This is a genomic window from Nocardia sp. NPDC006982 (assembly GCF_042869435.1).
Classification (GTDB): Bacteria; Actinomycetota; Actinomycetes; order Mycobacteriales; family Mycobacteriaceae; genus Nocardia.
Genome location: NZ_JBIAFV010000008.1, coordinates 227,433 through 253,802 on the forward strand (window position 1 = coordinate 227,433; position 26,370 = coordinate 253,802).

33 protein-coding genes and 1 pseudogene are annotated in these 26,370 nt (G+C 64.7%); 22 read left to right on the top strand and 12 right to left on the bottom strand.

The window, feature by feature from the left end:
• Positions 1 to 741 (bottom strand): precorrin-6A synthase (deacetylating), encoded by a 741-nt coding sequence (gene cobF, locus ACFYOW_RS30330; RefSeq protein ID WP_387293489.1) that lies wholly within the window; start codon positions 739 to 741, stop codon positions 1 to 3.
• Between the two features lie 42 nt (positions 742 to 783).
• On the opposite strand from cobF, the gene ACFYOW_RS30335 reads away from it, so the two are divergent.
• The 7 genes from ACFYOW_RS30335 (at position 784) to ACFYOW_RS30365 (ending at position 6,939) form a co-directional block, all read left to right on the top strand.
• Complete coding sequence (locus ACFYOW_RS30335; RefSeq protein ID WP_387293490.1) at positions 784 to 1,590, top strand: thymidylate synthase; 807 nt, start codon at positions 784 to 786, stop codon at positions 1,588 to 1,590.
• Positions 1,587 to 2,135: a dihydrofolate reductase gene (locus tag ACFYOW_RS30340; RefSeq protein WP_387293491.1), complete on the top strand. Its 549-nt coding sequence runs from the start codon at positions 1,587 to 1,589 to the stop codon at positions 2,133 to 2,135. The genes ACFYOW_RS30335 and ACFYOW_RS30340 overlap by 4 nt, the downstream gene beginning before the upstream one ends.
• Positions 2,136 to 2,288: 153 nt before the next feature.
• Positions 2,289 to 2,615, top strand: coding sequence for a cupin domain-containing protein (locus ACFYOW_RS30345; protein WP_040695490.1), 327 nt, complete (start codon positions 2,289 to 2,291; stop codon positions 2,613 to 2,615).
• 60 nt (positions 2,616 to 2,675) lie between these two features.
• Entirely contained in the window at positions 2,676 to 3,704 is a 1,029-nt protein-coding gene (locus tag ACFYOW_RS30350; protein WP_387293492.1) for a Dyp-type peroxidase, read from the top strand.
• Positions 3,701 to 4,501: a family 1 encapsulin nanocompartment shell protein gene (locus ACFYOW_RS30355; protein WP_387293493.1), complete on the top strand. Its 801-nt coding sequence runs from the start codon at positions 3,701 to 3,703 to the stop codon at positions 4,499 to 4,501. The genes ACFYOW_RS30350 and ACFYOW_RS30355 overlap by 4 nt, the downstream gene beginning before the upstream one ends.
• Before the next feature lie 78 nt (positions 4,502 to 4,579).
• On the top strand, positions 4,580 to 5,110 hold the full coding sequence (locus ACFYOW_RS30360; protein ID WP_387293494.1) for a hypothetical protein: 531 nt from the start codon (positions 4,580 to 4,582) through the stop codon (positions 5,108 to 5,110).
• 65 nt (positions 5,111 to 5,175) lie between these two features.
• Positions 5,176 to 6,939, top strand: coding sequence for a TerD family protein (locus ACFYOW_RS30365; RefSeq protein WP_387293537.1), 1,764 nt, complete (start codon positions 5,176 to 5,178; stop codon positions 6,937 to 6,939).
• A 155-nt stretch (positions 6,940 to 7,094) separates the two neighbouring features.
• Here ACFYOW_RS30365 and ACFYOW_RS30370 read toward each other — a convergent pair whose 3' ends face one another.
• Positions 7,095 to 7,748 (bottom strand): TetR/AcrR family transcriptional regulator, encoded by a 654-nt coding sequence (locus ACFYOW_RS30370; RefSeq protein WP_387293495.1) that lies wholly within the window; start codon positions 7,746 to 7,748, stop codon positions 7,095 to 7,097.
• 232 nt (positions 7,749 to 7,980) lie between these two features.
• On the opposite strand from ACFYOW_RS30370, the gene ACFYOW_RS30375 reads away from it, so the two are divergent.
• The 4 genes from ACFYOW_RS30375 (at position 7,981) to ACFYOW_RS30390 (ending at position 13,120) form a co-directional block, all read left to right on the top strand.
• A complete protein-coding gene (locus ACFYOW_RS30375; protein WP_387293496.1) occupies positions 7,981 to 9,516 on the top strand; it encodes an amino acid permease in 1,536 nt (511 codons plus the stop codon).
• Between the two features lie 174 nt (positions 9,517 to 9,690).
• A complete protein-coding gene (locus tag ACFYOW_RS30380; RefSeq protein WP_387293497.1) occupies positions 9,691 to 10,440 on the top strand; it encodes a DUF1989 domain-containing protein in 750 nt (249 codons plus the stop codon).
• The gene (locus tag ACFYOW_RS30385; protein WP_387293498.1) at positions 10,437 to 11,057 is read left to right on the top strand and encodes an urea amidolyase associated protein UAAP2; all 621 of its coding nucleotides are present in this window, start codon (positions 10,437 to 10,439) and stop codon (positions 11,055 to 11,057) included. Before ACFYOW_RS30380 ends, ACFYOW_RS30385 begins: the two co-directional genes overlap by 4 nt.
• Positions 11,058 to 11,116: 59 nt before the next feature.
• Entirely contained in the window at positions 11,117 to 13,120 is a 2,004-nt protein-coding gene (locus tag ACFYOW_RS30390; protein WP_387293538.1) for a 5-oxoprolinase/urea amidolyase family protein, read from the top strand.
• Positions 13,121 to 13,127: 7 nt separating this feature from the next.
• Here ACFYOW_RS30390 and ACFYOW_RS30395 read toward each other — a convergent pair whose 3' ends face one another.
• The gene (locus ACFYOW_RS30395) at positions 13,128 to 13,280 is read right to left on the bottom strand and encodes a hypothetical protein (protein ID WP_169814426.1); all 153 of its coding nucleotides are present in this window, start codon (positions 13,278 to 13,280) and stop codon (positions 13,128 to 13,130) included.
• 86 nt (positions 13,281 to 13,366) lie between these two features.
• Positions 13,367 to 14,518 (bottom strand): epoxide hydrolase family protein, encoded by a 1,152-nt coding sequence (locus ACFYOW_RS30400; protein WP_387293499.1) that lies wholly within the window; start codon positions 14,516 to 14,518, stop codon positions 13,367 to 13,369.
• A 62-nt stretch (positions 14,519 to 14,580) separates the two neighbouring features.
• Here ACFYOW_RS30400 and ACFYOW_RS30405 point away from each other — a divergent pair, with 62 nt between their 5' ends.
• Together ACFYOW_RS30405 and ACFYOW_RS30410 are read left to right on the top strand one after the other, a co-directional pair.
• Complete coding sequence (locus ACFYOW_RS30405; RefSeq protein WP_387293500.1) at positions 14,581 to 15,531, top strand: helix-turn-helix transcriptional regulator; 951 nt, start codon at positions 14,581 to 14,583, stop codon at positions 15,529 to 15,531.
• Positions 15,532 to 16,033: 502 nt separating this feature from the next.
• A complete protein-coding gene (locus ACFYOW_RS30410; protein ID WP_387293539.1) occupies positions 16,034 to 16,348 on the top strand; it encodes a MerR family transcriptional regulator in 315 nt (104 codons plus the stop codon).
• Between the two features lie 18 nt (positions 16,349 to 16,366).
• On the opposite strand, the gene ACFYOW_RS30415 is transcribed toward ACFYOW_RS30410, so the two are convergent.
• Both ACFYOW_RS30415 and ACFYOW_RS30420 read right to left on the bottom strand, forming a co-directional pair.
• Positions 16,367 to 16,495 carry a hypothetical protein gene (locus ACFYOW_RS30415; protein WP_387293501.1) on the bottom strand — a complete coding sequence of 43 codons (129 nt, stop codon included), beginning with the start codon at positions 16,493 to 16,495 and terminating at the stop codon, positions 16,367 to 16,369.
• A 30-nt stretch (positions 16,496 to 16,525) separates the two neighbouring features.
• Positions 16,526 to 16,999, bottom strand: coding sequence for a MarR family winged helix-turn-helix transcriptional regulator (locus ACFYOW_RS30420; RefSeq protein WP_387293502.1), 474 nt, complete (start codon positions 16,997 to 16,999; stop codon positions 16,526 to 16,528).
• Between the two features lie 110 nt (positions 17,000 to 17,109).
• Here ACFYOW_RS30420 and ACFYOW_RS30425 point away from each other — a divergent pair, with 110 nt between their 5' ends.
• Positions 17,110 to 18,237: a GDSL-type esterase/lipase family protein gene (locus tag ACFYOW_RS30425; protein ID WP_387293503.1), complete on the top strand. Its 1,128-nt coding sequence runs from the start codon at positions 17,110 to 17,112 to the stop codon at positions 18,235 to 18,237.
• On the opposite strand, the gene ACFYOW_RS30430 is transcribed toward ACFYOW_RS30425, so the two are convergent.
• The gene (locus ACFYOW_RS30430; RefSeq protein ID WP_387293504.1) at positions 18,238 to 18,849 is read right to left on the bottom strand and encodes a TetR/AcrR family transcriptional regulator; all 612 of its coding nucleotides are present in this window, start codon (positions 18,847 to 18,849) and stop codon (positions 18,238 to 18,240) included.
• Positions 18,850 to 18,920: 71 nt separating this feature from the next.
• On the opposite strand from ACFYOW_RS30430, the gene ACFYOW_RS30435 reads away from it, so the two are divergent.
• Positions 18,921 to 19,493, top strand: a complete 573-nt coding sequence (locus ACFYOW_RS30435) for a peroxiredoxin-like family protein (protein WP_387293505.1) — start codon at positions 18,921 to 18,923, stop codon at positions 19,491 to 19,493.
• A 203-nt stretch (positions 19,494 to 19,696) separates the two neighbouring features.
• Positions 19,697 to 21,082 (top strand): serine hydrolase domain-containing protein, encoded by a 1,386-nt coding sequence (locus ACFYOW_RS30440; RefSeq protein WP_387293506.1) that lies wholly within the window; start codon positions 19,697 to 19,699, stop codon positions 21,080 to 21,082.
• Between the two features lie 119 nt (positions 21,083 to 21,201).
• Here the strand turns inward: ACFYOW_RS30440 and ACFYOW_RS30445 are convergent, their stop codons facing one another.
• Both ACFYOW_RS30445 and ACFYOW_RS30450 read right to left on the bottom strand, forming a co-directional pair.
• Entirely contained in the window at positions 21,202 to 22,044 is an 843-nt protein-coding gene (locus tag ACFYOW_RS30445; protein WP_387293507.1) for a helix-turn-helix domain-containing protein, read from the bottom strand.
• Positions 22,041 to 22,562, bottom strand: a complete 522-nt coding sequence (locus tag ACFYOW_RS30450; RefSeq protein WP_387293508.1) for a DUF6879 family protein — start codon at positions 22,560 to 22,562, stop codon at positions 22,041 to 22,043. The genes ACFYOW_RS30445 and ACFYOW_RS30450 overlap by 4 nt, the downstream gene beginning before the upstream one ends.
• A 533-nt stretch (positions 22,563 to 23,095) precedes the next feature.
• Here ACFYOW_RS30450 and ACFYOW_RS30455 point away from each other — a divergent pair.
• The 3 genes from ACFYOW_RS30455 to ACFYOW_RS30465 all read left to right on the top strand — a co-directional run bounded on the left by ACFYOW_RS30455 (position 23,096) and on the right by ACFYOW_RS30465 (position 24,219).
• Positions 23,096 to 23,329 (top strand): hypothetical protein, encoded by a 234-nt coding sequence (locus tag ACFYOW_RS30455; protein ID WP_387293509.1) that lies wholly within the window; start codon positions 23,096 to 23,098, stop codon positions 23,327 to 23,329.
• On the top strand, positions 23,326 to 23,496 hold the full coding sequence (locus ACFYOW_RS30460; protein WP_387293510.1) for a hypothetical protein: 171 nt from the start codon (positions 23,326 to 23,328) through the stop codon (positions 23,494 to 23,496). Before ACFYOW_RS30455 ends, ACFYOW_RS30460 begins: the two co-directional genes overlap by 4 nt.
• 432 nt (positions 23,497 to 23,928) lie before the next feature.
• A complete protein-coding gene (locus tag ACFYOW_RS30465) occupies positions 23,929 to 24,219 on the top strand; it encodes a DUF6968 family protein (protein ID WP_387293511.1) in 291 nt (96 codons plus the stop codon).
• A gap of 128 nt (positions 24,220 to 24,347) precedes the next feature.
• Here the strand turns inward: ACFYOW_RS30465 and ACFYOW_RS30470 are convergent, their stop codons facing one another.
• Genes ACFYOW_RS30470 through ACFYOW_RS30480 form a run of 3 tightly spaced genes read right to left on the bottom strand, consistent with a single transcriptional unit; the run spans position 24,348 to position 25,199 of the window.
• Positions 24,348 to 24,542, bottom strand: a complete 195-nt coding sequence (locus ACFYOW_RS30470) for a hypothetical protein (protein ID WP_387293512.1) — start codon at positions 24,540 to 24,542, stop codon at positions 24,348 to 24,350.
• A gap of 37 nt (positions 24,543 to 24,579) precedes the next feature.
• Complete coding sequence (locus ACFYOW_RS30475; RefSeq protein WP_387293513.1) at positions 24,580 to 24,921, bottom strand: hypothetical protein; 342 nt, start codon at positions 24,919 to 24,921, stop codon at positions 24,580 to 24,582.
• Complete coding sequence (locus ACFYOW_RS30480) at positions 24,918 to 25,199, bottom strand: hypothetical protein (RefSeq protein ID WP_387293514.1); 282 nt, start codon at positions 25,197 to 25,199, stop codon at positions 24,918 to 24,920. Before ACFYOW_RS30480 ends, ACFYOW_RS30475 begins: the two co-directional genes overlap by 4 nt.
• Positions 25,200 to 25,427: 228 nt before the next feature.
• Between ACFYOW_RS30480 and ACFYOW_RS30485 the strand changes: the two genes are divergently transcribed.
• The 3 genes and pseudogenes from ACFYOW_RS30485 to ACFYOW_RS30495 all read left to right on the top strand — a co-directional run.
• Positions 25,428 to 25,655, top strand: coding sequence for a hypothetical protein (locus tag ACFYOW_RS30485; RefSeq protein WP_387293515.1), 228 nt, complete (start codon positions 25,428 to 25,430; stop codon positions 25,653 to 25,655).
• Positions 25,639 to 26,157 carry a DUF6879 family protein gene (locus ACFYOW_RS30490; protein ID WP_387293516.1) on the top strand — a complete coding sequence of 173 codons (519 nt, stop codon included), beginning with the start codon at positions 25,639 to 25,641 and terminating at the stop codon, positions 26,155 to 26,157. Before ACFYOW_RS30485 ends, ACFYOW_RS30490 begins: the two co-directional genes overlap by 17 nt.
• Positions 26,138 to 26,341: pseudogene (locus ACFYOW_RS30495) on the top strand (helix-turn-helix domain-containing protein); the annotation flags it as partial. The gene ACFYOW_RS30490 and the pseudogene ACFYOW_RS30495, both read left to right, overlap by 20 nt.
• Positions 26,342 to 26,370 lie beyond the last annotated feature (29 nt).

The window sequence follows — 26,370 nt, forward strand, 5'->3', positions numbered from 1 at the left end:
TCAGGAGCCAGGACGCAGGAGGTAGACGTCCATGATCCAACCCTTTTCGGCACGCAACCGAGTGCGCCGCTCGACGATCTCCTGCTCGACCGCACGCAGCGGTCCTTCGATCAACGTTTCGTCGGGCATCCCCAGATACGCGCCCCACCAGATGTGCACGTCATCGCCGGGCACCTCCGTGAACGAACAGTCACCATCCAGCATCACCAGGGTCGAGCCGCTGAGTCCGTCCTCGCGCAACCGACGCCCGGTGGTGATGTGCACCGGCTCGCCGATGCGATGCAGCACCATCCGATGCCGAGCGGCCAATGCCTGCACGCTGGTGACGCCAGGAATCACCTCGTAATCGAAGCTGTCGGCACCGCGAGCGAGCACCCGCTCGATCATGCGCAGCGTGCTGTCGTAGAGCGAGGGATCGCCCCAGACGAGGATGCCGCCGACACCGTCGACCTGCGCGAACTCATGCTCCAGCAGCGCCGAACGGCGATCGTGCCAATCCTCGACAACGCCCTGATAGTCGGCGGGATCCCGGTCGCGCGGCGGATCGCCGACCTCCACGATGCGATACGGGTGATCGAGGTGTTCGGTGAGGATCGACGTGCGCACGTCGACCAGTTCCTGTTTCTCGGCCCCCTTGCCGATCACGAAGAACACTTCGACCTGCCGCATCGCCTTGATCGCCTGGACCGTCACCTGGTCCGGATCCCCGGCACCGATGCCGATCACGTAGAGCTTGCGCATGGCTCGAGCTTGCCAGGCACGACATGGGTAAGCTCGCCAGGCGTGGCCAACAATGCTGATACCCAGTACGAGGACCTGCTGCGCTTGGTCCTGGAGTCCGGCACCGCGAAGGCAGATCGCACCGGCACCGGCACCCGCAGCGTCTTCGGCCATCAGCTGCGCTACGACCTCGCCGCGGGCTTTCCGCTGATCACCACCAAAAAGGTGCATCTGAAGTCGATCGTCTACGAATTGCTGTGGTTCCTGCGCGGCGATTCCAATGTGGCCTGGCTGCACGAACACGGCGTCTCCATCTGGGACGAGTGGGCGGATCGCCACGGCGAACTCGGCCCGGTCTACGGCGTGCAGTGGCGATCATGGCCCACCCCCAACGGCACCCATATCGACCAGATCGCCGAAGTACTGCACACCCTGCGCACCAATCCGGATTCCCGGCGCATCATCGTCTCGGCCTGGAATGTGGCCGACCTCGACAAGATGGCATTGGCGCCGTGCCACGCGTTCTTCCAGTTCTATGTGGCCGACGGCAAGCTGTCGTGTCAGCTCTACCAGCGCAGCGCGGACCTTTTCCTCGGCGTGCCGTTCAATATCGCCAGCTATGCCCTGCTCACGCACATGGTCGCGCAGCAGACCGAGCTGGAACCCGGTGAATTCATCTGGACCGGCGGCGACTGCCATATCTACGACAACCATGTCGAGCAGGTCACCGAGCAGCTGACCAGGGAGCCCTACCCGTTCCCCACGTTGAACCTGCGGCCCGCGCCCACGCTGTTCGATTACGTCTACGAAGATGTGGAAGTGGTCGGCTACCAACACCATCCGGCGATCAAGGCGCCGGTTGCGGTATGAATGCGGCATCGCGTAGCGATTCGGTGAGGGGTGGTGGTCGGGCGACGGGAGGGCGCGAACGCACCATCGGTCTGATCTGGGCGCAGACTCCGGACGGGGTGATCGGCTTCGAGAACACCATCCCCTGGCGCGTGCCCGAGGATATGGCGAATTTCAAGGCCGTCACCATGGGTCATCCGGTCATCATGGGCCGGCGCACCTGGGATTCCCTGCCGCCTCGCTTCCGCCCGCTCGACGGTCGCCGCAATATCGTGGTGACCCGGCAGCCGGACTGGTCGGGCGCGGGTGCCGAACGCGCCGGATCGCTGTCCGAAGCGATGGCCGTGACCGCGCCGGAGGACGTCTGGATCATCGGCGGCGGCGAAATCTACCGAGCCGCCATGGATTTCGCGACCGACCTGCTCGTCACCGAGGTGGACACCACCGTCGATGGCGACGCCTACGCACCGGCCATCGGCCCCGAATGGCACGCCGACGACACGGACCCGTGGCACGCATCGAAGACCGGCCTGCGCTTCCGGATTCGACGCTACACCCGCAAGTAATTCGACTTTCGAGCACCGATCGGCAGCGAACACGCCGCATACCGCCACGGCGACCAAACCGGACACACGTCACCCGCCGTTCGGGCATACTCCTGGATATCAGCCCGTGTCACCAGCCCTGATCTGGCTGATTGCATCTGCGGAAGGTGGTCCATGGACAAGAAATCGCTGACTGCGGTCGCGCGCCAACAGCTCAAGTTGGCCAGCACCGCCACGAGCGGGCGCAGTTCGCAAACCATCTACGGCGGTCATGCCAATGCGCTGCGGCAGACCGTGGTCGGTCTGTCGGCGGGCCAGAGCCTGGCCGAACACGATAATGCAGGCGAGTCCACGCTGCTGGTGCTCAGCGGCACACTGACCTTGATCAGCGGCACCAACGAATGGAAGGGGTCGGCCGGCGACCTGCTGGTCGTGCCCAAGGCACGGCACAGCGTCAAGGCCGTGGACGATGTCGCATTCCTGCTGACAGTGGCCAAGTAGGAGCTGACGGGGCCGCACCGCGTGGCCGGTTTGTCGGAGCCGCCCTCTAGGGTGGAGCGCATGGGTGAGCCGCAGCCGATCCTCGAACCGCTCACACCGGCCGCCATCTTCCTCGTCGCCACAATCGACGAGGGTGGCGAAGCGGCGGTGCGCGACCTGCTCGCCGATCTCCCCGGGTTACGTCGTTCGGTCGGCTTCCGGCTGCCCGGCGCCGGGCTCACCTGCGTCGCATCGATCGGGTCCGAGGCGTGGGATCGCCTCTTCGCGGGCCCACGACCGGCCGAACTGCATGTGCTGCCCGAATTCGTCGGCGAGCACCACAGCGCGCCGACCACGCCGGGCGATCTGCTCTTCCACATCAAATCCGAATTCCAGGACGCCTGCTTCGAATTGGCGATGACGATCGGTGACCGGCTCGACGGTGCGGTCACCATCGTCGATCAGACCGTCGGGTTCCGGTATTTCGAGCAGCGCGATCTGCTCGGATTCGTGGACGGCACGGAGAATCCGGAGGGCTCAGCGGCCTTCAGCGCGGCCTTCGTCGGCGATGAGGATCCGGACTTCTCGGGCGGCAGTTACGTCATCGTGCAGAAGTACCTGCACCCCATGGCCGAGTGGCGGGCACTGTCGATCGAGGAGCAGGAGCGGGTGATCGGACGCACCAAACTCGACGATTTCGAGCTCTCCGATGCGGACAAGCCCGCGAATTCGCATGTCGCGGTGAACACCGTCACCGACGACGACGGCACCGAGCGAAAGATCCTGCGCGCCAATATGCCCTTCGGCAGCGTCAAGGACGGCGAATTCGGCACCTATTACGTCGCCTACGCGGCCACGCCGAGCATCACCGAAACCATGCTCACCCGAATGTTCATCGGAACCGAGGAGGCGGCCTATGACCGGATCCTGGACTTCTCCATCGCGGTGACCGGCACGCTGTTCTTCGCACCGCCCCTCGACTTCTTCGATGACCTCCCCGACGCACCCGAGGTCGCCACGACAGCGCTCGCGGAATCTTTATCGCCGAATCGTGTTGGCAATAACGGTTCTCTGGGTATCGGCACGTTGAAAAGGAGCATGCAATCATGAACAACCTCCATCGCGAACTCGCGCCGATCACCGCCGAGGCATGGACAGCCATCGAGCAAGAGGCGACGCGCACCTTCAAGCGTCATATCGCCGGTCGCCGGGTGGTCGACCTGTCCGGGCCGCACGGCACCGACTACTCCGCGGTCGGCCTCGGCCGCACCACCGTCATCACCGCACCGGATGAGGGGGTGCAGGCTCGGCAGCGAGTGGTCGCGCCGCTGGTCGAATTGCGGGTGCCGTTCACGTTGTCGCGCGAGGAGCTCGACGATGTCGAGCGCGGTGCGCAGGACACCGATCTTGATGCGGTGAAAGAGGCCGCGCGCAAGATCGCGTTCGCCGAGGACCGAGCCATTTTCGAGGGCTATCAGGCCGCGAATATCACCGGTATTCGGGCGAGTTCGTCCAATTCGCCGATTACGCTGCCCGGCGATCCGCGACTGGTGCCGGAGTCCGTCGCGCAGGCGCTGAGCGCACTGCGTTTGGCGGGCGTCGACGGTCCGTATTCGGTGCTGTTGAGCGCGGACCTGTACACGGCGGTCAGCGAGACCTCCGATCACGGTCACCCGATCCGCACCCATATCGAACGCCTCATCCCGGAGGGCGAGATCATCTGGGCCCCGGCCATCGACGGTGCGTTCGTACTGACCACGCGCGGCGGCGATTTCGATCTGCAACTGGGCCAGGACTTGTCCATCGGCTATCAGACCCATGACGCGCAATCGGTGCAGCTCTACTTCCAGCAGAGTCTGCAGTTCCTCGTCTACACCGGCGAGGCGGCCGTCGCACTGGCGTCCTGATATCTGGGACCCGCCCGCATCGGGAAGCCGGCCGTAAACCGACCGACTAGGTTGGGGTGCGGTATGCAGGAGGTCGAGATGACGATGGTGCGCGCGGGTGTGGTTCCGACCGGGCGGGCAATGCTGTACGGGATACTCGGGATCGTGGCCACCGTGCTGGTCTGTAGTGCGATCGTGACCGGATTCGGGGTCAACCGGATCTTCACCGGTCTGCTGGCCGGTGCGGTCGCCGGAATCGCGCTGCTGGTCGCGCTGTTCGGGCGCGATGTCGTCGTGCTCACCGAAGGGGCGATCTACCAGCGCACGCCGTGGCGGGAATCCAGTATCGACTGGGAGCGGGTGGTGGCCGGACGGTTCGCACTCGACGAGCGGGCCCGCTGGTCGCTGGCACTGGATCTGATCGGCGGCGACGAGCGGCACGGCGAACTGGTGCTGCTGTCCATCCCGCCGGTGCGGCGGCCCGTCGCCGGGGCGTACGACATGCGCAAACGCGAGCAGGTCAATGAGATTCGGGCCATGTTGCGGCGCAAGCGCGTACCGGTCACGGTGCTGCCGGAGATCGCCGGTGCGCTGCACCAACATTGGCAGATCGCGCCGCCCACCCGCTGATAGCCGGGTGCCCGCAGTGACCGAGACAGGGCGCACCCAGGTCGTATACCTTGGCAGATGTGTCGATGATGAAGGGCGCCAATGTTGCGGTGCCGATGTCTTCAGTCCGCGTCGAGCTGGGGTGGCAGTCAGGTCCAGGGGTTCCGGATGCGGATGCGTCCGCGCTGTTACTCGTCTCCGGGAAGGTGCGGTCGGATAACGACTTCGTCTTCTACAACCAGCCGAATCATCCGTCCGGCGCGGTGCGGCACGAAGGGAAGCGACCGGGACCGACGGTCATCGACACGTTGTCGGTGAATCTGGCGCAGGTCGAATCGCAGATCGACACGATTGTGATCGCGGCATCCGCGGATGGTGGCACATTCGGGCAGTTCCAAGGGCTTTATGTGCGGGTGCTCGATGCGGTGAGCGGCGCGGAGGCGGCGCGGTTCGACAGTACGGGGGCGAGTACCGAGACGGCGTTCGTGCTCGGGGAGTTGTATCGACGGCAAGGGGCGTGGAAGTTCCGGGCGGTTGGTCAGGGGTATGCGACCGGGTTGGCCGGGCTGGCTACCGATTTCGGGATTTCGGTTGATGATCCGGGGGCTGGGCAGACGCCTGCGGTGCAGCCGCATGCGCAACCGGCTTACACGCCGCCGCCGACGCAGTCGTACACGCCACCGTCCACCGCGCAGCAGCAGTACACGCCGCCGCCCGCGCAGCCACATACGCCGCAGCAGCAGTACACACCGCCCGCGCCACAGCACCCGACGCCGACGCCCGCGTCGCAGCAGTTCGGGGGGCTGCCCACGCCGCAGCAGTTCACGCCGCCTCCCACGTCGCAACAGTTCGGGGCGCCGCCCACGCCGCAGCAGCACACGCCGCCTCCCACGTCGCAACAGTTCGGGGCGCCGCCCACGCCGCAGCAGTACACGCCGCCGCCCGCGCAGCAGCAGTCCGCGACATCTCCGCAGTATCCGCCCGCGGCACCGCCCGGATATCCGCCGAATCCGGCGCAGCCGTATCCGGCGAGCCCGACGCCACAGTCCTACGCGCAGAACCCTTTTCCACCGAACCAAACGCCGCAGCCCTATGCGCCGGCTGACCAGCAACAGCAGCCTTATGCGCCGCCGAACCAGCCATCGCAGCCTTATGCGCCGCCGACCGCGTCCAACCAATTCGCCCCACCTGCTGCCGCTTCCGGCGCGCCGGTCGATCTCAGCAAGGTTTCGCTGACGAAGGACGCGCCGACGGTCTCGCTGACCAAGCACGGTGCGACCTCGGGCACCATGCGGGTCAATCTGAATTGGGTCACCGCGCAGACCGGCGGCGGTGGTCTGTTCGGCCGCAAGCGCGCCAACGCCCTCGACCTCGATCTCTGCTGCTTCTTCGAACTGGCCGACGGCCGGATCGGATCCGTTCGCGCCCTGGACCGTTCGTTCGGCGCGCTGGATCGCCCGCCGTTCATCCGGCTCGACCAGGACGACCGGACCGGCAGCAGCACAACCGGTGAGAATCTCGATATCAATCTCGACTACACCGCGCAGTTCCGCCGGATTCTGGTCTTCGCCTCGATCTACGAGGGTGCGAACAACTTCCAGGGCGTGCAGTCCACCGCCACGCTGTATCCGCTGAACTCGCCGCCGATCGAAATGATCATCAGCGGCTGCCAGGACAACTCGCGCGATGTGATCCTCGCCCATATCGAGAATGTCAACGGCGAGTTGATCGTTCGTCGCGACGGCACCTTCATCCGGCCGCCCTCGGGGCATCCGGGCGGCGGTGTGCGCGAAATCGCGCGCATGTACAACTGGGGTTTCGAATTCAAAGCCACACGCGGTAAAGGCTAGGGTCGCCCAAAACGATTGCGGGGGTGGCTATAGGGGGTGGTATTCCTGCCGCGGCCGACCGATCCGTCGATCTTCCTCGACCAGAGCGTCGACCTGGCCTATGGCTGGGGATGGAATGGGTGGCCGTCGACGGAAAGTCGTGACGTGCATGCGGTTCAGGCCAAACGCTGGAGGAGTTCGGCGGCATCGGCGCGGAGGCCATCCGGATCGCCACGCCAGCCGAGCATGCGCATGATCGCGTCGGGAATGGTGCGTTCGGCGTGGGCGGGTGCGCTGCCCTCGTCGGAGCGGATGTTGATCACCGTCTCCACGAGCCGGAACGGCAGGGCCTCGGCCCCAGGCACACCTGCCTCGGCAGCGACCGCCGCGGCCAAAGTTTCGTAGTGCCTGCGCAATTCGTCGCGGCGCAATCGAAAGGCGGCGAAGCGCTCGGTGCGTAATTCCGGAAGTAGGTAGAGCGCACCGAGATTCCAGTGCGACGCGCACAGCTGGCGCACGTCGAACCAGGCCAGCGCGTACAACCGGGTGTGCGCAGGCTCCGGCACCTCACGTATGCGTTCGGCGAGATCCAAGGGGCCTGCGATGGTTTCGGCGAGCAGTGCGTCGAGGATGTCGTCTTTGGACGCGAAGTGGTGGTAGAGCGAGGCCTGCCGGATACCGACCGCATCCGCGACCGTCCGCGTGGAGGTATTGGCGTAACCATTGGTGGTGAACAGTTCTCCGGCGGCGTCGAGGATCTCGGCGCGTGGCGTCCGACCGCGCCGGGGGCGCTGGTCGAGACGGGGACGGCCGGGACCGAGATTTGCCACGACGCCATTCTGACACCGCGTCCGATCCGGCCGACCGCCGCCATAGCGATCAGACCGGTCTGATGTTTCCAGCGCGATCGCCGAGTTGTGAGATTTCTGTCACCCGATAGAAATCCAGGCAACGCAGAAGTTACCGGCGTTCCCGGAAGCGATACACGAGGGACACCGAAAGCGCGATCGCGAGCGCAAAACTGTCATGCGATAGGTATTGGCCGCTCGCGAAGGAACCCCCATGGCCACCAAAGTCGATTCCCCCGCCCCCGTCCTCCCACCGCCCGCCGACCAGGACAATGCCGACCTGGCCGGCTTCGGCTATCAGCCGGTGCTACACCGCAAACTCGGCCGCTATGCCTCATTCGCGGCCGGATTCTCCTTCGTCTCGATCCTCACCACGATCTTCCAGTTCTTCGGCTTCGGCTATTCGTTCGGTGGTGCCGCATTCTTCTGGACCTGGCCGATCGTGTTCGCCGGACAGTTCCTCGTCGCGCTGAACTTCGCCGAACTGGCTGCGCGCTACCCGATTTCGGGCTGTATCTACCAGTGGTCGCGTCGGCTCGGCGGCGAGGTCGTCGGCTGGTTCGCCGGGTGGATGATGGTGATCGCGCAGATCGTCACGGCCGCCGCTGCGGCGATCGCGCTACAGGTGGTGCTGCCATCGATCTGGAGCGGATTCCAGATCGTCGGCGACGACACCGCGCTCACCTCGACCTCCGGCGCCACCAATGCGGTACTGCTCGGCAGCATCCTGCTGGTGCTCACCACGGTGATCAACGTGATCGGCATCGATCTGATGGCGCGGATCAATTCGATCGGCGTCACCGTGGAGATCATCGGTGTACTGGCGATCATCGCGCTGTTCTTCACCCACACCGAGCGCGGGCCGGGTGTGGTGCTGCAAACCGATCAGGCCGCACCCGGGTCGTATTGGGCGGCGTTCCTCGTCTCCGGTCTGATGGCCGCCTATGTGATGGTCGGATTCGATTCCGCCGGAGAGCTTTCCGAGGAAACCAAGAATCCTCGGCAAGTCGCGCCGCGCACCATTCTGACCGCGCTCTCGGTCTCCGCACTCGGCGGTGGACTGCTGCTGCTCGGTGCATTGATGGCAGCGCCCAGTCTGGATGACGGTTCGTTGGGCACCGAGGGCCTGGCCTATGTGCTCACCTCGAAGCTGGACAGCCCGGCGGGCAAGGTGCTGCTCGGATGTGTCGCAGTGGCGATTACGGTGTGCACCTTGGCAATTCAGACCGCAGGCTCGCGGCTGATGTTCTCGATGGCACGAGATGGCAAGTTGCCCTTCGCCCGTCGCCTCGCTGTAGTGCATCCACGCTTCGGCACACCCGCGCTGCCCGCGGTTATCATCGGTGTGCTCGGTATCGGTCTGCTCGTGCTCAATCTCGGCAATGCGGCGATCTTCGCCACCCTGGCCAGTGTTTGCATCGTGACGCTCTATCTGGCGTATTTGCTGGTCACCGTGCCGCTGCTGATGCGGCGGATCAGGGGCTGGGAAAGCGGTGCTGCCGGGTTGTTCAGCCTGGGCCGCTTCGGAATTCCGATCAACGCGCTCGCCGTCGTCTGGGGTATCGCGATGGCGGTGAACCTGGCCTGGCCGCGTGCCGAGGTCTATACGCCGAATGGCGGCAGCTGGTGGATGCTCTGGGCCGCACCGCTTTTCGTGTTGATCGTGGTCGCCGTCGGAGTTGTCGTGCATCGGATCGTCAATGCGGGGCCGAGCACCGAAGGTCTCGAACCCGCCGCCCAGCTCGCCTGACCCTGCGCGCGGCGGTGGGTGCTGACGCCCACCGCCGCCGTACCAGTCGCCCATGTGGCACACCTGATGCCGATCCACATCCGTTGGCGCATCAACTGCAACCAACGATCAGCTACCCCACCGCCCTGGGCGTCCAGGGCACCACCCCGGACGACTACGACCTTAGGGACAACGATGACCAGCACAGCTTCCACTACCGGAGCGCGCGCACATGCGAGGTCGCAAGCAGCCGTCGCATCCATTGCCGGACCTGAACTACCGGATGACGTCCCAGCAGCGAAGATCACCTTCGCACAACGCATTCCAGCCGGTGGCTACGCGAATGTCGTACTCGGTCGCGGGACCAGGCTGCGCTTGCGCGATCCCGCCGGTGCCGCATGTGCGCACGTGTTACTGCTGCGAGCCGACGCACCGTGGGAGCGGCTCAATGTCGCCGATACCGTGAAGGTGCCGTGGCAGGCGTATCTGGGTGCCGGACATCCACTGCTCTCGGATCAGGGTCGGGTGCTGGCCACCGTGGTCGCCGACACGTCAGGTCGGCACGACACCTTGTGCGGCCCGACGCCCGAAGGCCGTGCGCTGCTTCGGCTCGCGGGCGCGAAGCAGGGACTCGAGCCACAGGATATCGGGCCGACCGTGTCCTTCTTCCGCGGTGTTCGTGTCGAATCCAATGGTGCGCTGACTGCTACCGGTAGTGCGGTTGCGGGCTCCTCGGTCGACCTGCTCATCCACCTGCCGGTGGTGCTGCTCGTCGCCGACACCGCACACCCGCTCGACGACCGGGCCGCGACAGATCTCGACATCGTTGCCTGGTCCGCACCGGAAGAGCTTGCCGTGCAGCACAATTCCGATCCGGAGTATCTGCGGGCCGTGGAGAACACCGAACAGGCCTGGACGGCCGCGACTCTGGAGGTAGGAGCATGATCTCGGCACCGACCCGCACCATTGTGCTCGACGAAACCGTGCCCCCCTGCGCGCCGTGGTCGACCGTGGTCCGCGCGGGCGACCAGCTCGAAATCATCGACCTGTACGGAAATCAGGCGGTGGACTGCCTGCTGTACTCGGCGGCCGACCACACCGCCCGCTACAGCGCACAGGCCACCATTACCGCACAGCGCAATATCTTCCTCGGCATGGGCAGCGTGCTGCGCACCGATGCGGGCACCGCACTCATGACCGTGCTCGCCGACGAGGTCGGCAACCACGACACCATCGCGGGCGCGTGCTCCCAGGAGTCCAATACGCTGCGCTACGGCCATCACACCCGCCACCAGCACGCCTGTGTGGAAAACTTTCTCACCGAGGCACTGAAATGGGGACTGGGCAAACGTGATCTGGTGTCGAATATCAACTGGTTCATGAATGTCCCGGTCGAGGCCGATGGCACCCTCGGCATTGTCGACGGATTGTCGGCTCCGGGAAAGAAAGTCACGCTGCGCGCCGAGATCGACACGTTGGTGCTGGTGTCGAATTGCCCGCAGATCAATAACCCCTGCAACGGCTTCGATCCCACGCCCGTGCGGATGGTGGTGACCCGATGACCGTCGCCGACCTAGCGGTTGTCGCGCAGAGCGAAGTTGCGGGCCCCACCGAGGGTGCGATGCCGATCGACGGTACGCGCGCCGTCGGTCCAGAGCGGTCGGCGCAGGTGGTACGGCCGGGAATGCTCACCACGGTGCAGGATTGGCCGGGGCGGATCGGATATTGGCACGTCGGCGTCCCGCCTTCGGGGCCGATGGACGATCTTTCGTTCCGGCTCGGCAACCGTGTGCTCGGCAATCCGGAGGGCGCGGCGGGCCTCGAGTGCACACTCGGCGGTCCCGCGCTGAAGTTTTCCGCGCCGACCTGGGTGTGTGTCACCGGTGCACCGACCGATGTCACGGTGAACGGGACGCGCGTCCAGCAGTGGCGAACGGTGCTGGTCCCAGCGGATGGAATTCTCGATATCGGTGCGATAAGCGGACCGGGCATGCGCTGCTATGTGCTGATCGCGGGTGGTATCGGACTGCCCGAATATCTGGGCAGCGCAGCCACATTCACGCTCGGAAAGTTCGGCGGCAGCGCGGGTACTGCGTTGCGTATCGGTGAAATGCTGCCGCTCGGCGTGCATCAGGGCCGGGTGGCGGCCGCAGTGCCGATGGAAGAGCAGCCGGTCCTGTCCCGGCGGTGGGAATTGGCCGTCACCGAAGGTCCGCACGGCGCACCGGAGTTCTTCACCCGCAATGATTTCGACACGATCGTCGGCACCGACTACGAGGTGCATTTCAATTCCGATCGCACCGGCGTCCGATTGATCGGCCCGAAACCCGATTGGGCCAGGACCGATGGCGGCGAAGCCGGACTGCACCCGTCCAATATCCACGACACCCCGTATTCGGTTGGGGCGCTGGACTTCACCGGCGATACGCCGATCCTGCTCGGCCCCGACGGACCCAGCCTCGGCGGCTTCGTCTGCCCGGTGACAGTGGTCGCCGCCGACCGATGGAAACTCGGTCAGCTCGCCCCTGGCGATGCCGTGCGCTTCGTCCCGATCCGCAGCGATCGCGCCGCCTCGGTTCGCGAACTCGGTCCGGCCCGGCGCGCCGCATGGCCCACGGTGCTCTCCCCCGGCGGCGACGGCGATGACGGTGTACTGCGCCGCACCGATGTCGACGACGAGATAGGAGTGACCTACCGCCGTCAGGGAGATGACGGCGTACTCGTCGAATACGGTGCCATGACATTGGATCTCGGGCTACGCGCCCGCGTGCACGCCTTGCACCAGCACCTGCTCGGGGTCGGTGTGCGCGGCGTGACGGAGCTGACGCCGGGTGTCCGTTCGCTGCAGATCCGAGTCGATCCGGCGGTCATGCCGGTCTCCGCGCTGCTCGATCTGCTCACCGAGGCCGAACAGCACATCCCCGCTTCCGACCAGCTCGTGGTGCCGAGCCGCACCGTGCACCTGCCGCTGTCCTGGGACGATCCGTCCACGCGGGAGGCGATCACCCGCTATATGCACGGTGTGCGCGCGGACGCACCCTGGTGCCCGTGGAATATCGAATTCATCCGGCGCATGAACGGATTGGCGTCGGTACAGGACGTCTACGACACCGTCTTCGGGGCCGAATATCTGGTCCTCGGTCTCGGTGACGTCTATCTCGGCGCACCGGTCGCCACCCCGACCGATCCACGCCACCGGCTCGTCACCACGAAGTACAACCCGGCCCGCACCTGGACCCCCGAGAATGCCGTCGGCATCGGCGGCGCGTACCTGTGCATCTACGGGATGGAAGGACCCGGCGGCTACCAATTCGTTGGCCGCACAACCCAAGTCTGGAACCACCGTCACCCCGGTGTCGTGAGCGACGAATCCCCCTGGCTGCTGCGCTATTTCGACCGGATCCACTGGTATCCGGTCGAGGCCGATGAACTCCTCGACCTGCGTGCCGATTTCGCGGCGGACAAGGTCCAGGTGCGGGCCGAGGACGGTGAGTTCGCGCTCGCCGACTATCGCAAGTTCCTGGCCGACAATGCCGAATCCATCGATGAATTCCGCGCGGTACAGGCCGAAGCCTTTGCCGCCGAACGCGACTCCTGGCGGCAGGCCGGTGAACTCACCGCCTGATCACGCATTACCAGCCGAAGAGCTCGGCCATATCGATGGACTCATCATCCCAGAGTTCCTCGATATGGCGTCGTTCGGCCTCCGGCAGACCCGGTGACCAGCCGCAGCTCCGCCAGAAGTCTTCCCGATGTTGCTGAGTAATCCGTCTCGGCTCACTCATGGCGCTCACCTCTGCATTGCCACCGTCGTGCTGCCATTGATTGTGGGCCTGCTCCGGCCGCGACATGCCGGAACAGGCCCAAGTTTTCAGCGCAGGTCGCGGAAGAACTCGCGAATATCGTTCGTCAGCAATACCGGTTCCTCCAGCGCCGCGAAATGCCCGCCATGATCCACATCGTTCCAGCGGGTGATGGTGCTCTCGGCTTCGGTGTAACGGCGAATGGCGACGTCATGGGCCAGAACCAGGCCGGCGGTCGGCACACCGGAGTTCGGCTTGGGCGCGCCCCAGGTGCCTGCCTGTGCATAGACGACGTAGGCAGCCGAGCCCGCGGTGCCGGTGAGCCAGTACAGCATCACATTGGTCAGCAGCCGATCCCGGTCGATGATCTTGTCCGGGTCGACATTTCGCGGATAGGTCCATTCCCGGAACTTGTCCATGATCCAGGCGAGTTGGCCGACCGGTGAGTCCACCAGCCCGTACGCCAAGGTCTGCGGGCGGGTCGACTGAATCGCGATATAGCCGTACTCCTCGCGCATGAATGCCTCGATGCGCCGGATCCGGTCGCGTTCGAGATCGGTCAGACTCGCCAACTCTTCCTCGTCGAGTTGCTGCGTCTTGATCGGTCCGGGACCGTTGACGTGCACGCCGACAACATGGTCCGGTGCGACTCGCCCGACCTGCGGGCTCACCGAGGCGCCGACATCGCCGCCCTGTGTGGCGTAGCGTTCGTAGCCGAGCCTGCGCATCAGCTCCGCCCACGCCGCGCCGATGTGTTCGATCGTCCAGCCGCTCTCGGCGACCGGCCCCGAGAATCCGATACCCGGCAGCGATGGAATGACCAGGTGGAAGGCGTCGGCGGGATCGCCGCCGTGGGCGCGCGGGTCGGTGAGCGGTCCGATCACATCGAGGAATTCGACGACCGAACCGGGCCAGCCGTGCGTCATCAACAGCGGCATGGCATCGGGCTCGGGCGAACGGACGTGCAGGAAGTGGATGAGCTGTCCGTCGATCTCGGTGGTGAATTGCGGATAGGTGTTGAGCTGGGCCTCGGCGGCGCGCCAGTCGTAGCCGGTGCGCCAGTAGTCGACCAGTTCGCGCAGCCAGGTGGTCGGCACGCCGGTGTCCCAGCCGTCGCCGGGCAGCGGTGCGGGCCAGCGCGCATTGTCGAGACGATTGCGCAGGTCATCGAGCTTCTGCTGGGGGATTTCGATGCGGAACGGGGTGATTTCTGTGCTCATGAGAACCACACTATGAGTCACCTAGGACAGCCTCGGCCCTAGGTTTGCGGCAGACTTCAGCCATGTTGGAAACCTCCGCGCGCCTGCTGCGATTGCTGTCGCTATTGCAGACGCCCCGCGACTGGACCGGCACCGAACTCGCCGAACGCCTCGAGGTCGATGTGCGCACGGTGCGCCGCGATATCGATAAGTTGCGCAATCTCGGCTATCCGGTGGACGCGACCCCCGGTGTGGCGGGGTACCGCCTCGGGGCGGGTGCGAAACTGCCGCCGCTACTGCTCGACGACGATGAGGCGGTGGCCGTTGCCGTCGGGCTGCGCACCGCGGCGGGCGGCACCATCGCGGGCATCGCGGACAGTTCGTTGCGCGCGCTCACCAAGCTCGAGCAGGTACTGCCGTCGAGGCTGCGGCATCGAGTCAGCCTGCTCCAATCGGTCACCGTCACAGTGCCTTCCGCGGGTCCCACCGTCGATCCCGACGTGCTGACCGCAATCGCAGGTGCCATCCGCGATAGTCACCGTCTGCGCTTCGACTACCGAACCCATAGCGGCACAACATCATTGCGCACCACCGAACCGCATCGCCTGGTGCACACCGGTCGGCACTGGTATCTCATCGGCTGGGATGTCGACCGCGCGGACTGGCGTACCTATCGCGTCGACCGCCTGCACCCCCGGATTCCCACCGGCCCCCGCTTCACCTCGCGCGAGCCACCCGAAACCGACCTCGCCCACTACATCACCAGTGGCACGACGACTTCCCCCTACCGCTATGTCGCCCGCGTCACCCTGCACGTACCCGCCCAGGTCGCCGCAGAACGCATTGCCCCGACCGTGGGCGTCATCGAGGCCATCGACGACCGGACCTGCCTACTCCGCACCGGCTCCAACTCCCTGGACGAACTCGCGGTCTACATAGCGACTTTCGGCTTCGACTGTCGAATCCACGAACCCCCCGAACTGATTGCCCACATCCGCGAACTCACCAATCGCCTTACCGCCGCGATCGACTAGAGCCGGTAAGGATCGTGTCACCAAACGGCCACCGACCGCCCGAGAATGCCGAGACGGTACGGCAGGCGGGGTCAGGTCCCTGGTGTCGTGGTGCCACAGCCGATCCGGGGGATGATGGAGTGGCCGACACAAAAATTCTGTAGTGACAACACTAGACATTCGCTGCAGTACGCGGTAACTTCTGTGATGTCGGAAGCGAAGGAAATATCCAGACAGCACGGGAGATGATGAACTGCCCGTGATAGGTAAGACGGCGGGCGCGGCCGCAGGACCAGCAATTACAAGGGTCCCGTCGCCCGCCGGGAAGTTGAAGTTGAACGGAAAGATGAAAGTAACCCCGTGAGAAGAAGGGAGAAGTTGCCCGTCGGGTCACCCGGGAACGCTTGTGGTTCGGGTGATCGCCGACGTTTCGGTTACATGTCGGAAGACGAAAGTAATTCCCCCCTTTCAGTGCCCCGGTGCCGCACGGCACCGGGGCACTTCGGCGTATGGAGGCCGCACGATTTCTGAATCCCCAACCGCGAACGAGAAGTTCGACGATGACGACTACCCCGCCTACACGATGGGCCGGGCCGCGGACCTGCTCGGGACCACCCAGGCGTTCCTGCGCAGCCTGGACGAGGCGAAACTGATCGTCCCGCAACGCTCCGCCGGCGGGCACCGCCGCTACTCCCGCTACCAGCTGCGCATCGCCGCACGGGCCCGCGAACTGGTCGACCACGGCACACCCCTCGAGGCGGCGTGCCGGATCATCATCCTGGAAGACCAACTGTCCGAAGCCCTCGAACTCAACACCAGACTCACCCAAGAGGATTGACCCGATACTCGCCCGCCTTCAGCGCGAGAAAGCCTGCTCCAGGGCGTGCGCAACCGCTGGATCCGGCCCGAAAGCCGGTACCGCGCTGGTGGCGGCGACGGCCTCGATCTCGACAACCACCCCTGGCGCGGCGAGTTCGGCCACCATGACAACGGTGATGGCGGGACGGATTCTGTTCTAGTCGGCTTCGCGCATAGTGGCTTCCGGACTCACCTGATCGCGAATGGTGCGCAGACCGGCGACAAAGGCATCGAGCTGGCCTGGGGACAGGAGGCCGGTGAACCAGCGTTCGATGACGTCGAGGTAGTCGGGGAGTACGCGGGCCAAGCGGGTCGCACCGGCGGCGGTGAGGACCGCGTATGAGCTGCGGCGATCGACCGGGTCGAGTTCGCGGCGCACGAAACCGTTGCGCTGCAGGCGGTCGACCAGTCGGGTGACGCCGCTGGTGGACAGGTTGGTCTGGGCGGCGAGATCGGTCATGCGCAGGCGACGCTCCGGTGAGCGGCTCAGGCGCATCAGTGCGTTGACATCGAGGCCGGAAAGACCGTGTTTCTTCCAGGTCGGTTCCAGTTTTCGGGTCAGGCCGTCGTACGCCTCGTAGAGCAGGCCCATGGTGGTGAGCCTGGGATCGTCGAAGAGTTCTGCGTCCACAGGAGCGAGCTTAGCCGAGATAGTTGCGATGGGGATAGTTGACATGCGGAACATATGCGCTAGATTGTTGTCATCGCAATATTCCTCACCGCAACTAAATGGAGATTCCGATGACTACCTCTTCGCGCTGGGTCGCGGGCTTCCGTTCCACGCTGGTCGACCCCACCGAGCGGATCCGTTTGGCCGAGCCGCGCGGCTTCGCCGATGAGACGGTGCGTCAGGTGTTGCACCTGGTCGGAGGCGGCGAGCAGCTGCGAGTGCGACTGACGAACCGCTATGGTGCGACGCCGGTGACCATCGGCGCGGCACGGATCGCGGTGCGCAAGTCCGGGGCGGAGATCGTCGCGGAGACCGATACCGAGCTGCGTTTCGACGGCAAGGTCTCAGTGACCATTCCGGCGGGTGCCGATATCGTCAGCGATCCGGTCGATTTCGCGACCACGGCGGGTACGGATCTGGTGCTGAGTACCTACCTGCCGGAAGAGACTGGCCTGGCACCCTTTTCGCATCTGCCGATGGAATCCGGTTTCGTGGCCGCCGGCGACCAGGTCGCCGCACTCGCGCTATCCGAAGCCGAGGAGACGACCTCGCGCTTCTATGTGACCGGCGTCGACGTGCTCACCTCGACGAATGGCCCGATCGTTGTCGCGTTCGGCGACTCCTGGTTCGAAGGCGTCGGGTCCACACCCGGCGCGAACCATCGCTCCGTCGACGTCCTCAACGAACGTCTCACCAGCGGTTGGGTTCTCAATCAGGGCATCGGCGGGACCCGCTTGCTGACCGACCAGATCGGCGAACACGGTCTGGCCCGTTTCGACCGCGATGTGCTCGCAGTTCCCGGCGTGACACATGTCGTCCTGAACTTCGGTATCAACGATCTGATCCTCGACAACAGCACATCGTCTGCCGAGGCGCTCATTGCGGGTTTCACAGAATTGGCCGGACGGGCGCGGGCGGCGGGACTTGCGGTGTACGCCAACACCATTGGCCCCTTCGCCGGCGTCATCTATCCGGACCTCAATGTCGCCGAGGGCCGAGTGGTTCGCCGTGAGGTCAATGAATGGCTGCGCACCGCAACCATTTTCGATGCCGTGTTCGACGTGGCGGCTGCCGTCGAAGATCCCGATAACCCCGACTTCATCCGTCCCGATCTGGACAGCGGCGACGGGCTGCACTTGAACGATGCGGGTCATCGCATCATGGGTGAGACCATGGCGATCCCGGGGCTTACCGATTAGTCACGGGGCCAGGCCGCGCAGGACGATTTCGATGCCGAGGCGGAATTCCGTCTCGACATCGACATTTCGGGCGTCGGTGGCGGTTTCGACCAGTACCGGGTAGTCGGCCGGGGCGAGTCGGGTCATCGCGGCGGTGCCCGCACCGGAGAGTGGGCCGTAGTGCTCGTTCTGGAGGTGGCCGAGCAGGAAGGCCATCAGGGTGCGTTGGGCCAGGACTCGGCCGATGCCGGTGAAGCCCGCATCGGTGAGGACGGTCAGCATCGCCTCGATCCAGCGCAGGCTGTTGGGGGCGGACTGACGGTGGCGCACGACCAGCGGGATCGTGGCCGGGTGGGTGGATGCCGTCGTGCGCATGCGGTCGAGCAGGGCCGCGATGCGGTCGCGCCAGTCCGGGTCGGTCGGTGGTGTGAGGTCGATATCGGCCAGGAGATGGTCGACGACCAGCACCTCGAGTTCGTCGCGGTCGGCGACGTAGCGGTAGAGGCCCATGGTGGCGATGCGGAGTTCCTTCGCGACCGCGCGCATGGTGAGGCCGGAAAGTCCGTCGCGGTCGAGCACCGCGACGGCGGCGGCCGCGATGGCGGGGCTGGTCAGCGAGCGAGGGCGGGGCACGGGTTGACAGCGTACAAGGTACGCGCATACTTGACGTAGGCGTACGTCGTACACCTACGAAGGGAGTTACCATGCCATTGCCGACCACGGTGCCCACCCGAGAACTGGTCACCATCGCCGACAGCACAATTCGGATTCCGGACCAGGATTGCCTGATCCACCTCCAGTTCCGCCGCTTCGCCGGCTGCCCGATCTGCAACCTGCACCTGCGCTCGTTCGCGGTGCGGCACGCCGAAATCCTCGCCGCCGATATCCGCGAGGTCGTCGTATTCCATTCCAGCGCAGCCGAATTGCGCAAATACGAAGGCGACCTCCCCTTCGACCTGATCGCCGACCCGACCCGAACCCTCTACCGCGAATTCGGCATCGAAGCCAAACGCCGCGCCCTCCTCGACCCTCGCGCGTGGCCCACCATAATCCGCGGCGTCACCACAACGACGATGGCCGTCCTCCGCAAGGAAAAGCCCGCTCCCCCAGCGGAACCCGCAGGCGGCCGCCTCGGCCTCCCCGGCGACTTCCTCATCGCCCCCGACGGACGCGTTATCGCTGGCAAACTCGGGGTGCACGCCGATGACCAATGGTCGGTCGATGAACTACTCGCCCACGTACCTGCCCGTGATAAGTCCGGCTCAGGGCATCAGTGATGCCGGATCCACGGTGAATTCGAAGGGACTGCGCAGGGTGGCGGAGTCTCCGGCCGCCACCCGGTGTGTGCGTTCGTAGGTTTCGTCCGCACCGAGGGCTCTGCGCGCCGTGTCAGCGGCGTGTCAGTGGGGGTGGGCATGGTTCTGGCAGGCCGCACGGGGGACTTCCCCGGAGTGGCGGACAGGACCGAAAGGGTTGGACGATGACTGACGTTGAGCTGGGGGAATTCGTTGCGAGGATAGCAGCGAAGTTCGGGGTGCCGGGGGCAGCGGTGGGGGTTTGGGTTGATGGGCGGGAGGTTTTTGCCGCGCATGGGGTGACGAGTATCGAGAATCCGGTGCCGGTGGATCGGGACACGATGTTCGGGTTGGGGTCGGTGAGTAAGACGTTCACCGCAACGGCGGTGATGCGGCTGGTCGCGGAGGGCAAGGTCGAGTTGGATGCGCCGGTGCGGCGGTATGTGCCGGAGTTGGTACTCCGCGACGCGGCGGCCGCGGCGGAGATGACGGTTTTGAATCTGCTCAATCACACTGCGGGGCTGGGGATTCGGCTGATTGTCGAGACCGGAGACGGGGACGACGCGCTGGCCGAGTATGTGGCGCGACTGGACGAGTTGGATCAGATCGGACCGGTCGGTGCTCGCGCATCCTATTCGCAGGCGGGGTACAACCTGCTCGGGCGGGTCATCGAGAAGGTGACCGGGCTGACCTTCGAGAAGGCGGTCGCGCAGTTGCTGCTAGACCCGATCGGGCTGTCGCACAGCCGTTACCTGTTGAGCGAGATCATGACTCGGCGCTTCGCGGTCGGACACAATCGCGGTGCGGACGGTGCGCTGACAGTCGTACGCGAGTGGAAGGATACGCGGGCCAACAATCCGGGTGGCGGCATCGTATCCTCGGTGGCCGACCAATTGCGTTGGGCGCGTTTTCAACTCGGCGACGGCCGGGCCGAAAGCGGTGAACGGGTAGTGCCCGCCGAGGTGCTGGCACGGATGAAGGAGCAGACCGTCGAGTTGCAGGGCAGCTCGCTCGGCGACGCCTTCGGCATCTGCTGGTTCCTGCGCGATGTTGACGGTGCGCGAATCGTCGGCCACGGCGGCTCGTCGAACGGCCAATTCGCCGAACTCGTCACGGTGCCGGAGCGGAATTTCGCCATCACCGTTATGTCCAACGCGGGCCCGGACGACGGCATCCAGTTCAACCAGGCCGTGGTGCGGTGGGCGCTGGAGCACTACCTCGGGCTGATCGATCAGGATCCCGAACCGCTCCCCTTCGATCCGGCGCGGGCCGAGGAGATCATCGGCGACTACGAAATCGACGCCATGACACTCACCATCGGCACCGATGAGACCGGGCTGACGGTCGCCTGCGGGATCAAGCCGGAGGTCCGCGCGGCCTCGGAAATCGAACTGCCCCCGGACCTTCCGGCCGCCGGTCGCGGCCTGCTGCCCGGCGACCGCGACGAATACGTCGTCACCAGCGGTGGTTTGCAAGGCCAGCGCGGCTTCTTCACCCGCGACGAGAGCGGCCGCATCGTGGGCGCGGATATGGCCGGACGCATGTTCAACCGGGTCTCGACCACGGCCTGATCCGCAAACGAGTGATAGCCGTTGCCCAGCCAGGCAACGGCTTTCGCATTGTGGTTTGTCGGCCTTTGTTGCGATGGCATCCGCAGCGGGATTCAAAGAGCCGGACAACCGAGCGAAATCTAGGGCATGCTACGCCAGCGGCTGAGCGCGGTCCCGACCAACGCCCGAGCATCCTTGCCGGTCACAGCCTGCCCTGCAAGCGTTTCGAACGCGCGGGCGTACAACGCAATCTCTCGGGGCTGAGTGATCGTCAGCTCTGCTGTGATCGCTTCAACCATCACCATACGTTCATCGAACATGACGAAGTTGGTTGCAGGAGTGAGCCATTCGGCATCCGAGGGCACCACGCCGAACAGCATCCGCGGTAGCCCCATAACGGCTAGGAGACGGTCTAGTTGACCGGCCATGACCTCAGCGTTCCCCACGGCCGTAGACAACGACTGTTCGGCGATCAGGATATGAAACCGATGATCACCGTGATACAGCACCTTTTGCTGCTCAAGCCGTTTCGATACGCCTTGGTCTACGTCGTTGGGTATCCGGTAAAACTCGGTGACTCGGCGGAGTACCGCCTCGGCGTACTCGGCGGTCTGGACCATCCCAGGGATCAGCACGGGTTCGTAGATTCGCATGAGCTTGGTCTGTTCGGCGAGCGTCACCGACTGTTGTTGTCGGCGTTTGGTGCCAGTATGTAGCAGGCGCTTGTATTCGAGGTACGCCGATTCGATGTTGCGGACGGTCGCAACGAGGTCGGACAACTGGCCCTTTGTGTCCGTGTGGGCACAGTAGGCGCGTAGTTGCGCCTCGGTGGGGGTTCGGTGGCCGGTTTCGATCTTGGACACAAGCGACTCGTGCCAGCCCGCCATAGCGGCGAGCTGGCGTCCGGTGAGTCCGGCGTCCTTCCTGATCTCGCGGAGGCGCTTGCCGAGCGCTTCCCGCTGTTCATGAACCGAGTTGGTCACAGCGTGGCATGCGCGAACTCGGCGTAGGGCCTAGCCAGCTTCCACAGTCGTTCTCGGATGCTGCGGCAGTAGGCGACTATGTGGGGGTCGTCGGTCGTGACGCCCCCGACCCCGGAGCCGTTGGTGTCAACGACGTTGAAGGCGACTAGCGAATCGTCGTACAGCCACCAGTCATCTGCCGGAAGTTCTCCAGCGAGATGCCTTGGGACATAACGGATGTCCTCCCCGGCGTCGGCGTTCTCAGGTGTGATCGACAACAACCAACGGTGATAGTCCGGCAGCGGCACCGTGACCACTCGTACCCGCGAGACTGCGATGCCCCGGTTCGCGGCGTCCCGCATCAGGTTCAGCCACGGCTGAAACCATGCGTAGTCGTCGTCTCTGTGTCCGGCAAGGAACCGGTCGAGCGGCGGATTCTCGTCGTCAACGTCGTAGGCGTCCTTGGTTTCGAGGTGGAACGCTGAGCGCTCAGCTTGTCGAAATAGATCCCAGAACGCTTCGCCTTGCAGCAGCCGCACCGTAGAACTTCCTTTCTCGCCTCGGCACCTCGATAGCCGTTTCATCCTCGGCTAGGTCGAGTTGGTCCAGCGTCTCAGCATCCGTAATCGGTCGGCCAGCGAGGGTGAATGTTCCCCGGCCGGTGTCGGTCATATTCGCCCCGACGAACGTATCCGGCTCAGCGAATCCGAGTAGCAAGTGTGGAATCTCGATAGTGCCGGGGTGGTCAGTTTGCCACCCCTGGACGAGGTAGCTGTCTTGGTCGGTGGAGTACAACGTCGGGCAATGGCCTTGTCCTGACCCGCCGCTGCCCAGGAACTCTAAGCGCATGATCTTGGCTCCCGTCTAGGAGTGTGACCGTGTGTGACACCCCCATAGGCAATTGTGCCCCATTTCGACTGACTATTTCGCCTATAAATCGGACTTTTGTCAAGTTTCGTCAAATTACTAGCGGCTACGGGTATGGGCCTCCTAGCGTCTGAGCTGGCCCCCGTGACATGTGACGCCATACCGGTCGCGGGGTGCCTACCAACACCGGACTACAGGAGTCGAGATGGATAGGCGCACACGACTGTTCGTGTTCCCAGGCGGGGTGTTGGAGGTCGCCGACTACGGTGACGAGACCGACGATCCGGGGGTGTACCTGGAGTTGCGGACTCCAGCCGATCATGTGCTACCGCAACGGGTTCCGGTTGCTGCCGTCGTGGATCACCACGTCAGCCCCGTCGAACCTGCCGACGCCAAGACGTGCGCCACGGTGCTGCGACTGCTCCAAGATCTGCCGTGATCGAGCTCGGCTGGATTGTCGCGATCGGACTACCGCTGGCGGTCACGGTCGGAGTGATCGTGTGGCCGGAACAGATTCCGAAGAACCGGTCCGTCAGGGGAATCCGCGAGCAGATCGAATGCGAGGACACGGGCAGGATGAAGTCCCACGAATCAGGGGAGTACTGATCAGCGCCGGTCGGTCAGCCAGTCGGAATGGGAAAACGTTGCGTAACAGTAATTCTCGACTCGTGAGGGGGAATCATGCGAAACCTAGCGACCCGGTTCTTAGTCATTCTCGGTATCGGCCTATCGGCCGGTCTGCTCGCCACTCCGAGCGCGCCTGCGGCACCGCTAGCGGTGCCGCATTGCACGAAGGGTGTCGTGCAGGTCAACGGCGTAGACAAGGCCGCCTGCGATGCCCACTACTACAACTACCTTGTGCCGGAATGCAATAAGCGCAGGTCGGCCGTCTGCATGCAAGCTGCGAACCAGTGGTATGCGGACTGTCTCTCCGGAAAGGTCCCGCCGCCGTGCGGGTGTGTGTCAGATCCCGTGCGGCCGGAGAACTACGGACCAGACACGCCTGCTGTTCTCGGCGCGGCTGGATAGGATGCGGCCATGGCAATGACCTGGGAGCTTGGGGAACCGATCGCGACCCGCGAACTCCGCAAGGGCGACGATCCAGTGGTCGTCACGTTCGGGAAGCCGCAGCCGTCCGATGGCGGTTCTTACTCATGCCCCGTTCGGATCGAAGGCATGGAGGCGGAGCCGTTGACACGGGCTATCTTCGGTGTGGATGCGGTACAGGCCCTTATCGAGGCGATGACATTCGCCGGTCGTCTGCTCGAAGCCGACGAAGGCGAGTACACGTTCCTCGGGGAATCCGACCTCGGATTTCCTCGAAGCTGACACACAGCCGCAGAAGAACCCCGCACCTCCATCTTTTCGAGGTGCGGGGCTCTTACCTTCGGGTACCGCCCAGGGCGGTCTCGGTTACTCGACGATTACGATTCGCACGCCCTCGTCCGCTGTCGTTCTCATCTAGTTGGGTGTTCCGTTCCATCGTCGCCATAGCGCCGGGGACCGGGCGCGGCGGCGGCGAGTTGGGTTGCCGCCTGTTGCAGCGACACCGCCGCCGGATGCTCGGCACCGAGCAAGGCTGCTGTTTCCTCGTAGATCGGTTGGATCTTGTCCCGCAATTCCCGGGACTTGCTCACGTCAAGGTTCGGCACCCTGAGATTTCCTCTCATCGGCTCGGGCATCGGCTGTTCACATGCCATCCACAGGCAGCGAGGGAGACGGGATCGCCCAACGCGCGTAAGTGTTTTCAGGCGTCACCGTGATCACATCGCATACCTTCACCAACTCGTCGGGCACCGTCCCGCCGAGGTGCTCCGCGCTGGGCACGATCACCGCCTCGACATCCATCTGCCGAACCACGGTCAGCAGCCGACTCATCGGATGGTCGGTCGCGTCGCCGAAGACCACGGTCTTGGCGAGGTCATATCCGAGTCGCTTTGCGCGACTGCGTATCTGGGTCTCATCCCATACCTGAGAAATGCCGGACACCTCACGACGCAGGTAACCGATGGCCGTCGGCCGCGCTCTCATCGACCGTCGCCGTTCACCCAATAGCTCGGGTGATTCAAGTAGTCGCGGTATGCCGGTGTCGCAAGGAGCGCACGTCCCTCGGCGGTGATTCGCCAGTCGGCTGGTGTTCGCGCCGAACCGAGCACCCACCCGGCATACGAGTGCACCCCTAGCGCGGCGCGAACTGTTGACGCGGACAGACAGGTTTCGGAACACAGTCGCCGAACGGTAAGCGCCTCAGTCGGTTTCAGCCCTGCCAGCGCAGCCAAGACCTTGGCCTGTGCCTCAGTGAGCGCCATCTCTCACCCTCCGTCGTCAATGGTGAGGCAACTCGGGACCAGGACGGCTGGTCACCGGTCCCGAGCGCCTACCTGGACAGTAGAAGTGGCTGTCGGCGATTCGGAAGCTTGTTGCGAAATGTTTCGACAGGCTGGATCTTCTATCTGGAGTGCGCACCTATTGACCGATCCGTCGGCCAGGGTCAAGATGATTGCAACTGATCGCAACACGGTAGGCAGGGGGCCACCATGCGTTTAACGTTCATTGCCAAGGATCCAGGCTCGAACCCATCCGGTTCTCCAACGCTTTACCGCACCGACCGCGGGTCGTGGGTTGTACAGGGATGGGTGATCGACGACCCGGAAACGCTTGCCCAGATGGACATCCCGGCTGGCGAGTCGTGCGTCGAGATCCCGGACCGGCTCGTTCCGTTCTTCATCCAGGGAGACCAGACAACCAGTGACCTCGATCAGTGACGATGAGTTCGATCAACTGCTAACCGATTTCGAGCGCACAGCCGTCCACCTCGAAACCCGCGATGCTTACGGCACCACGGTCGAACTGCCGCACATGGCGCAGTGGGCCGCCGGTGAGCACGATGACCTCGAGTGGCTACAAGGCTGGTGCGCGACGTTGCGCAACCACATCGACGCAGGCCGAACGGTGCGCCGAGCCAGGATTGTGTCCGAGCCGCTGAGCAACTACCAGCAGTGGTCGTACAGCATCGCGCAACCAATGATCGACGCAGGCGAAGATATCCGGTGGGTTCCGCGCCGCCGGGTGTCCTCGATCGCGATCCCCGGCAACGACTTCTACCTACTCGATAACGCGCTCGTGGTGTTCCTGCACTACTCCGGCGACGGGCTCGGCGTCGCTAAAGTCACCTCCACCGATCCGCACGACATCCAGCTGTGCCGCACAGCATTCGAGGCGGTGTGGCAGCAAGCGATCCCGCACCGTGAGTACCAGCCCGTCTAGCTCTGCGCAGGAAGCGCGGCGCGCGCTCGGCGACAGGCTACGCGAACTGCGAACCTCCGCTGGCCTTACCATCCGCGCCCTCGGCGACGCGACCGGACAGCACTTCACGCGGGTGTCGAAGATCGAGAACGGTGTACAGCCACCCACCGAACACGACGTTCGTGAATGGTGCCGCGTGTGCGGCGCAGATGACCAGATGCCCGATCTTGTCGC